Origin of the sequence: Fluviicola sp. (assembly GCF_030151805.1) — a bacterium.
Taxonomy (GTDB): domain Bacteria; phylum Bacteroidota; class Bacteroidia; order Flavobacteriales_D; family Crocinitomicaceae; genus Fluviicola.
In genome coordinates this window covers 1-8,239 of the sequence record NZ_JASLCN010000275.1, presented here as the reverse complement: position 1 = coordinate 8,239, position 8,239 = coordinate 1, and the positions used below count along the sequence as shown (strand labels likewise).

The 8,239-nt window shown below is 43.1% G+C and carries 5 protein-coding genes; 3 read left to right on the top strand and 2 right to left on the bottom strand.

All coding sequences use genetic code 11. The features are described from left to right. Together Q1V93_RS10495 and Q1V93_RS10490 are read left to right on the top strand one after the other, a co-directional pair. Positions 1-939 (top strand): DNA polymerase (locus Q1V93_RS10495; RefSeq protein ID WP_300664462.1); only part of this gene is annotated, 939 nt, incomplete at its 5' end. Then, positions 929-1,441: a hypothetical protein gene (locus tag Q1V93_RS10490; protein ID WP_300664461.1), complete on the top strand. Its 513-nt coding sequence runs from the start codon at positions 929-931 to the stop codon at positions 1,439-1,441. The genes Q1V93_RS10495 and Q1V93_RS10490, both read left to right, overlap by 11 nt. 113 nt (positions 1,442-1,554) lie before the next feature. On the opposite strand, the gene Q1V93_RS10485 is transcribed toward Q1V93_RS10490, so the two are convergent. Both Q1V93_RS10485 and Q1V93_RS10480 read right to left on the bottom strand, forming a co-directional pair. Then, positions 1,555-4,095, bottom strand: a complete 2,541-nt coding sequence (locus Q1V93_RS10485; RefSeq protein WP_300664460.1) for a T9SS-dependent M36 family metallopeptidase — start codon at positions 4,093-4,095, stop codon at positions 1,555-1,557. 97 nt (positions 4,096-4,192) lie between these two features. Beyond that, entirely contained in the window at positions 4,193-7,567 is a 3,375-nt protein-coding gene (locus Q1V93_RS10480) for an ATP-binding protein (RefSeq protein ID WP_300664459.1), read from the bottom strand. Between the two features lie 101 nt (positions 7,568-7,668). On the opposite strand from Q1V93_RS10480, the gene Q1V93_RS10475 reads away from it, so the two are divergent. Next, the coding region (locus tag Q1V93_RS10475; RefSeq protein WP_300664458.1) for a Crp/Fnr family transcriptional regulator at positions 7,669-8,239 on the top strand (571 nt) is incomplete at its 3' end.

Below are 8,239 nucleotides of genomic sequence, written 5' to 3'. Positions count from 1 at the left end.
AAAAACGACCACGAAATCATTCCGTGCATCCTGGATTACCGCCAGATGAAGAAGTTGAAATCGACTTATGTGGATCCGCTTCCGACAATGAAAGATCCGGTAGACGGACGAGTACATACCAGTTACATGCAAACGGTTACTGCAACGGGGCGTTTGAGTTCCAATAATCCGAACTTACAGAATATCCCGATTCGCAGTGAACGCGGTAAGGAAATCCGGAAAGCGTTTATTGCACGATCAGCAGATTTTCAATTGATGTCGGCGGATTACTCTCAAATCGAATTGCGTATTATCGCTGCTTTGGCGAATGATACTAACATGATTCAGGCGTTTAAAGACAAAGTGGATATTCACCGCGCAACGGCTTCAAAAGTATTCCATACAGAACTGGATGCGGTTACGAAAGATCAACGTAGCGCAGCAAAAGCAGTGAACTTCGGAATCATTTACGGACAGTCTGCTTTCGGGCTTTCTCAGAATCTGGGGATCAGCCGCACGGAAGCAAAACAGATTATTGATTCCTACTTCGCGCAGTATTCGACCATCAAATCTTACATGGATAAAGCGGTGAAAGATGCACGTGAAAACGGATACGTGGAAACGATTATGCAGCGCCGCCGTTATTTGCCGGATATCAATTCCGCCAACGCAGTGGTCAGAGGTTTTGCAGAACGAAATGCTGTCAATGCTCCTATTCAAGGTTCAGCTGCAGATATTATCAAACTGGCAATGGTTGCGGTTGATAAAGCGATGAAAAAAGCGAAAGTCAAATCCAAAATGATCTTGCAGGTACACGATGAATTGGTTTTCGATGTTCACAACGATGAGCAGGAAATCATGAAGAAACTCGTGAAGGAAGCAATGGAAAACGCCATTTCTTTATCCGTACCAATGGAAGTGGAAATGGAATTGGCTCATAACTGGCTTGATGCGCACTAAGAACAAACTATCCGCAATCTTGAAATGCGCTTTCCTGGTACTTTTATCACAAAGCGCACTTGCTCAGTCCGGTAATTTCGGGAAAGCATGTAGCGGCACCTGGAAAGGAATGATGCACATTTACAGCCAGGGAAGATTAACAGACAGTGTTTTTGTGATCCTGGAAGTAAAACCCCAAAACGATTCTGTTTTCGGCTGGAAAATGGATTATTTATCCGAAAAAATGCCGCTTACGAAGAATTATCGCTTGATTTATAAGGGTAAGAATCATTATCAGACAGATGAAGGTGATGGAATCATACTGGATGGCTACTTGTTTGGCAAGCGCCTCCTTTCTGTTTTTGAAACCGGAGGGATTCTATTGACATCTGCTTATGAACTGCGGAAAGATGAATTGTACTTCGAAGTCACCTCTTCAAACAAAGAAAAATCCGACGCTGAAGTTCAATCTTATCAGGTCGGATTCTTACAAAATATCTTGTTCAAGCGGGTTTCGAAGTAAAGGAACTATGAGTTAATACCTTAGCGTTCTTTGCGTTTTATGAAATAAATGCTCACAAGTTTGAACCGCAAAGTGGCAAAGAGCGCAGAGCAGGTAATTATCTGAATCTTCTATTATAATTTTTCAATTCGCACAACTTCATATCCGTTTTCGGAAAGCACTTTCATCAGGTATAATCCTTTCTTTAACGAATCGATTTCAATCGTCACATCGTTTCCTGAAGCCGTTTTTTCACAAACCGTTTTTCCGCTCAAATCAACGATTTCAATACTATGAATCATTGAATCCGGGTTCTTGATTGTCAACATTCCATTTGTAGGATTCGGGTAAACCAGGACTTTTTTATTTCCCTGTAAATCACCGGTAGAAAGGATGCAAGACATGGGCATATCAAATGCTTCTACCTGGTCCGAACGGTTCTGAGAATCTCCCTGAACAGCAGAGTAGCCAAGTCCTCTCCGCGCAAAAACTTTCCAAATCAAGCATTTATTAGCTCCGCCATAAAGCAACTGGTCAGCTGCCAGAATCCCGTCTCTCCCATCAACAAAGCCAGGTCCGCACGATGTTAGTTTCAGGCCTTCAATTACCAATGCCATTGCGACATTGTTTCCTCCTGTTCCTGTTTTCAAGTTCGGATCAAAACCAAACTTGTCGATCAAAGCCCAATTCAAATCCCACAACATGGTTGCCCAAACAAACCCGATTCCATGCGGCATTGTTAAAGAAGCATCATTCGTTCTGCCATACGTGTAATCATTGATCGCAAAATCTGTGGAATACGGAGCCGGGCGAATTCCTGTTGCGTTGTTGGGCTCGTTTGTAACGTAGGTTCCAACTCCCCGGATATCTCCTGCCTGATCGGAAGCTTTTTGTGTAAGCATCAATCCGAACCAATCAGACCAGCCTTCTCCCATTTGTTCTTCGTTGAACAAACAATTTGCATCATCTGCTCCTCCAACCAAACGGTTTGAGATGCCGTGACCGTATTCGTGTGCAATAATCATATTGTCAAAATCGGAATCCGTAGCCTCCAAATCTCCCGGATTCACAATCGTTGCATTGACGGTGTTTCCGGATTGAATCTGATTTACAAGCAGATCTCCGTTTGGTTTTGAAATCATGATGGATGGAATAGTCACCGTATTTGAAAAACCTCCCATTGCAGCCGTTCCTGTTCCCGTATTATTCATCACGATCACAGCAACTGCTCCCAGGTTCTGACAAGCTTCTACTTTATCTGCAAAGTTGCAGTTTCCTCTTCGCACCAAAGCAATTTTTCCGTTAATCGCGGCTGCATTTGAAATGATTCCACATCCGTCATTCGGATCCGTTCCGGAATTTACTACCAAAACAACATCTTCCGTAATCGGAGTCATCGGAACCGGTGGACCAAAACCTGCCGTTGAACAGGTATAAGAACCTGAAACGGATGCAGGAGCGTTTACTGTTAATAAATCCGGCACATTGTTCGACGACCACAAATACATTTGCATGTATGGGTACATTCCGTCTGGCGGGGTTGCAAAATTTGCATTGTTGGTTCCACTTCCGTCCTGTGCATGAGCATAAACGGCGTCTTGTCCCAAAGCAGCTCCGGTATAATTGGTTTCCTGGAAATTTCCGCTTTCTTCATCAAAACCGTAATATGCCCAGATATCGTGCATCATATTGTTCATGTAGAACAAGTTCGTGATCACGGCGTCCAGGTTTCCCTGCACTCCGACAGCAGAATCATACGGGAAGTTGAAATTCAACGCCGCTCCACCATCAGGCGAGTATCCGGGAATATCATCGTTGTCAATATCTTCCGAGGCAAATACATTGTTTCCATTGGTCGTAGTATATTCATCACCCATTTGTCCATCCGTATCGTGCCAGCCAAACGGAGAATAAGTCGGATCAGAAGGATTTACGACCAAACTTCTGTTTCCGTGAGCAGGACTGATTGTGGGAAGAGCATAAACCATGTATTGATCTGTTCCCGGTGGAGGCGGTGGAGGACACACTAATTGCTCGTTATTCTGATGTGCTTCACCGGAACCGTGTTCAAATGAGCAATGAGAAATCCAATCGTTTTGGAAGATCACTTCCCCGGTTTCCGCATTCAGTCTCAAGGACCACCAATGTCCCGAATTCAGAGGATAAATGCTTAAATCCCACAAGTAGAGCAACTGCCCGTTGTCAGATCCTAAAACCAATTTCACCGGAATGGCTTCTCTTGAAAGCCCGTCTTTGGAAAAAAGAAACGAGTTCCTTTCACTTTTCAGTATTTTGAAGGATGAATACGAAATTGCTAAATGATCCAATGCCTTTTTTAAGGCGTCATTTGCCGATAAAGAAACCTGATTTACCGGATTCGAGACGGAAACAAAATTCGAGGTGACATGAACCGGCTGCCGGTCTTTGATGGTTACGATGCCGAACCCATCTACAACGGAAACTCCGTTTTTGGTTTGACGCATCTTCAGATGTTTGGTATTCGGAGCTTTGGAGGAGGCAATTGATACCAGTTCCAGGTCTGCAAAATCAGTTGATTTCAAATTCCATTTGGAGGCATTTTCCTGCAGGTAGCGTTGAATGGTGGTAATTTCATTCTGTCCGAAACCAAGAGTAATACATGAAATGAACAAAATGGAGGAGAGTAGTTTTTTCATTTTCAGTTTTTTAGACTCACAATGTACAAAAAAAGCCAAGAAAAACGAACCCTTTAAATAAAGGCAAGCAACAGAGCAATCAAAGAGAAAACAACACTTAATAATTCAGCTTCCACCCGCGCTGCTTCATAACCCTGTGGAAGGTTGTCAGATCGGAAGCATTCGGAATGGCTGCATAGATGTGTTTGAAGGAAACAGATTCCCCGTCAATCTTTTCCGATTCGAGCCTGTAAGGAAAAACCGTTTGGGGTTTGAGGCTCTGACTTTCTTCCAGGTTGACCAGGAATTTCCGAAGCAAATTCACCGATTCATTCTCCGACAACTGGAAATCGCGGGAACTCACCGAACTGAAAAAGTGTAATTCTTTTTTGGCGCGCGTCAGCAATACATTGAGTCTTTTATACCCATTTTCCTGATTCAACGGTCCGAAACGCATGTGGAAATCTCCTTCCGCATTTCTGGCATAACCCAAACCGATTATGAGCACATCCGCTTCATCTCCCTGCACATTTTCCAGGGCTTTGAAAAAGAGTTTTCCTTCGTCCTGACCAATGGTGAGCAATTCCCGGACACGGGCAGAGCATTCCGACCAAATGGCTTTCAGTTGTTCTTCCGAAAAAGCAACGATTCCCAAAGTTTGGTCTTCCCAATTCGAAAATGCTTCCAGAAAACGGGCAATTGCTTGTGCTTCTTCCACATTTTTGCGGTTTTCAAAAACTCCATTCGCTATGAAATGATGAAACAAAACCTGTTTTTGAGAAAAGGAAGGATAAACGATTAGTTCATTCTTGTAGAAATGCGTATTGGAAAACTGGATCAAATCCCTGTTTTCGGAGCGGTAATGATGCCGGAGCGGCACTCTTTCGAAATAATATGCTGCCTGGTGAAGCAAATCGTGAAAACCGAAGTTCTTTCCGAAATAATTGGTTGGAGCCATTTGCTGTTCGTCTCCCGCAACAAGTGCTCTTTTCGACCGGAACAAAGATCCCAGGGCATTCGGCAATGGAATCTGGCTCGACTCATCGAATAAGACCAAATCAAACAATTCTTCTTCCAACGGAAAATGATCTGCCACCTGGTTGGGAGTTGCCAGCCAAACCGGGATCAGCAACTGAATCCATTCTTTTGCATCGCTTGCCAACAAATTCCGGATACTCAGATTATTTCTGCTTTTCGCAAATTCCTTCACGAGAATGGATTTTCCTTTCTTCAGTTTCGCTTTTTGCTCTTTTTGTTTTGCAGTGAGCTTTTGTGCGGGTGTTCGCAACAATTCTTCAAAATCCGCAAATTGCCGTTGAATCTGATAGCGAATTGATTCGGCAAAATCGGTTTGTTCTTCGTTCTCTGTTTCAATCAATTGATCCAGCCGCTGATGCAGCAGTTCTCCTGAAAATTTGACCAATTCCGGATTCAGGGATTCTATTTTCCGGAGAGAACCAAACAAAATCAGCGCTTGCAACTCTTTCCAGGAGTTCACTTCTTCAATCAATTCGAAGAAGAACGCAGGCATTTTTTTGACTGTTTCATATACTGCGCTCAGAACAACAAAGTCTGTTTTTTTCTGTATTAAAAACGATTCCAAAGAACGATTCTGATCTATTTTAAAATAGTTTACCAGTTTGGATCTCAATTCCTTCAATTCAGGACCAAGTTCAATCAGCTGTTTTCGCTGATCTGAAGTCCATGCCGCGATTTCACTCAACAAGGTTCCGCTTTCTCTTTGCAGACCCGCAGCATAGATCATTCCCAGCTCCAGTTCGTGTCTTGTGGGGTTCAATCCCAACTCCGTGAAATACCTTTCCAATGTTTTCATTTCTGCGGCTGTCTCCAAATAATTCTTCCAGTTTGAAAGCGCAATTTCAGGCAACACCGAAGCATCTTTTAATAAACTTGTAATGGCTTTTTTGCGTTTTCGGAGCTGCAACCAGGAAGCTGCTTTTTCCCAGGAATCCAATTGACTTTTTGAAGGCGTTTGTTTCCAGATTTGGGTTTCAGACTTCTCTGCATTCAATTTTTCTTCCAGCACAATAAACTCCTGAACCTGCTTTTGAAATTTTTTCCATTCCCTGGGTTTAAAAGCCAGACCACTGTAGACTTTGTAGTTTTCATTTTCCACCAATTGGCAACGGCCAAGTGCAGAAATAAATTTATCCAGATCATTCAGCGAATGAAGTTCTCCCAACTTTTCCTGCAGATACTTTAATTGAAACAAACAACCTTTCGCCAGCTGATATCCGTTCCACTGTTCGAAAAATGGTGTTCTCAAACCTCTCAGCATGGAAAAGCCGGATAGTTTCTCATCCAATTCCTGAACATCGGATTTTACCCTGAGCCACTCATCTATGGAAGGAATCAGTGTTGAGAATTTACTTTGATCAATGGGGGTTTCCAGAACCAAATCACAAAATGTTCGGTAAGAAACTCCCGCAAAATAATCCGGCAGGTTCAAACGATCAAGTAATAACTGCAAGCTCGCATGCAACTGTTCCGAAAGGTGCAGGTTTTTCCCGGAATCAATGGTTGCTGTTTCCAATAAATTCCAGGTTTCTTTGAGTTGTTTCAGTAAATCTGCGGATTTCGTCTGGCTGTGAATCACAAAGGCAAAAGCACCCAGGTTTCTTTCCGAAAGCTTCTTCACAATGACTTCCAGTGCCACACGTTTTTCAGAAACCGTCAGGCATTTCAGCTGGCTTTTCACCGATTTTCCAAGAATATTGATTAAAACCTGCGATTTCCCTGTTCCTGGCGGGCCTTGCAGCAATACGTTCTTTTCTTCCAACGTTTGAAAAACGCGTTGCTGATCCACATCCGCGGCACTTAACAAACCTTTCGGGAGATGCATTTTTTCCGGAGCTTCGAAATCGTTGCCCAGCAATTGATTCACAAGCGGTTTTTTGGCTCCGGATTGTTCAATTCCTTCCAATTCCCGCAGCATGTGAAAACGGTGGTAGTGAAAATTCCCGATGATGTATTCTTCGTTCACTTTCAATCCCAGATTCAATTCCTCCAGAAGGTTTTTAATCCGTTCAAATTTCCCGGAAAATTCCAACTCTTCCGGAGCTTCTTCCAACGGTTTCCCGGACAATTCCGAATACAAAAATTTCACATACGGATTCACTTCTGCCAGCTCTTCGTTCAATTCGAGCTGCAGGGTATTGGTGATTCGCTGGTAGTTCCAGTTCAAAGGAACAATCCATAAAGGAGATTTTCCTTCCCGGTTCGGAAGATCGGATGCAAGTGAGCCAACGATCAGGCAAAGTGAATTGACATCTGCTTCCAGGCGGAAACGGTTTGCGGTTTGCAACACCGATTTCCAGTGACTATTCACTTCAACGGACCATTTCTCCTTCGGAAATTCTTCCAGGTAAATCACTCCATTGGCAGATTCAGGCAAATTCACCAACATATCCGTCCTTGGCATATCTGACAAGGAATGAATAAAATCTGCGGTATTTACTTGTGAAAAATCCATTGAATCCGAATGAGCGAAAATAGTGAAAAGGACGTAATTAAAATAACTTGTGTTCGGATGCCGATCGGAAAGCCCTTCAATCAAAATCGTAACTTTATGTCATGGAAAACCTGGAACAGATCGAAGAATTCAAAACTTCACCTGAACTTATCGAAAAGTTGAATCAGAACAGCATTCGCAAAACCTACGAAGCCGGAAGAATTATTCTGGACGAACAGGCACACATCCGTTCTATTCCGATCGTAACAAAAGGAACATTGAAAGTCATCCGGACAGAGGAAGACGGAAGGGAAATTTTACTTTATTACATCAAAGCAGGTGAAAGCTGTATCATGTCTTTCCTGGGAGGGCTTCACAATGAAACGAGCAAGGTAAAAGCCGAAGTGGAAGAAGATGCGGAAATCCTCTTTCTTCCCATTGATAAAGTTTCCCTGTTTATCCGGGAGTATCCACAGTGGCTGGATTACATTTTCCGCTTGTATCACAAACGTTTCGAAGAGCTTTTGGAAATTGTGAACGCCATTGCTTTTAAGAAAGTAGACGAACGCTTGTTGGTTTTAATGAACAAAAAAGCGGAATTAACCGGAAACAAGGTTCTGCATATCACTCACGAACAACTGGCCAATGAATTGGGAACTGCCCGTGTAGTAGTTTCAAGACTTCTGAAACAAT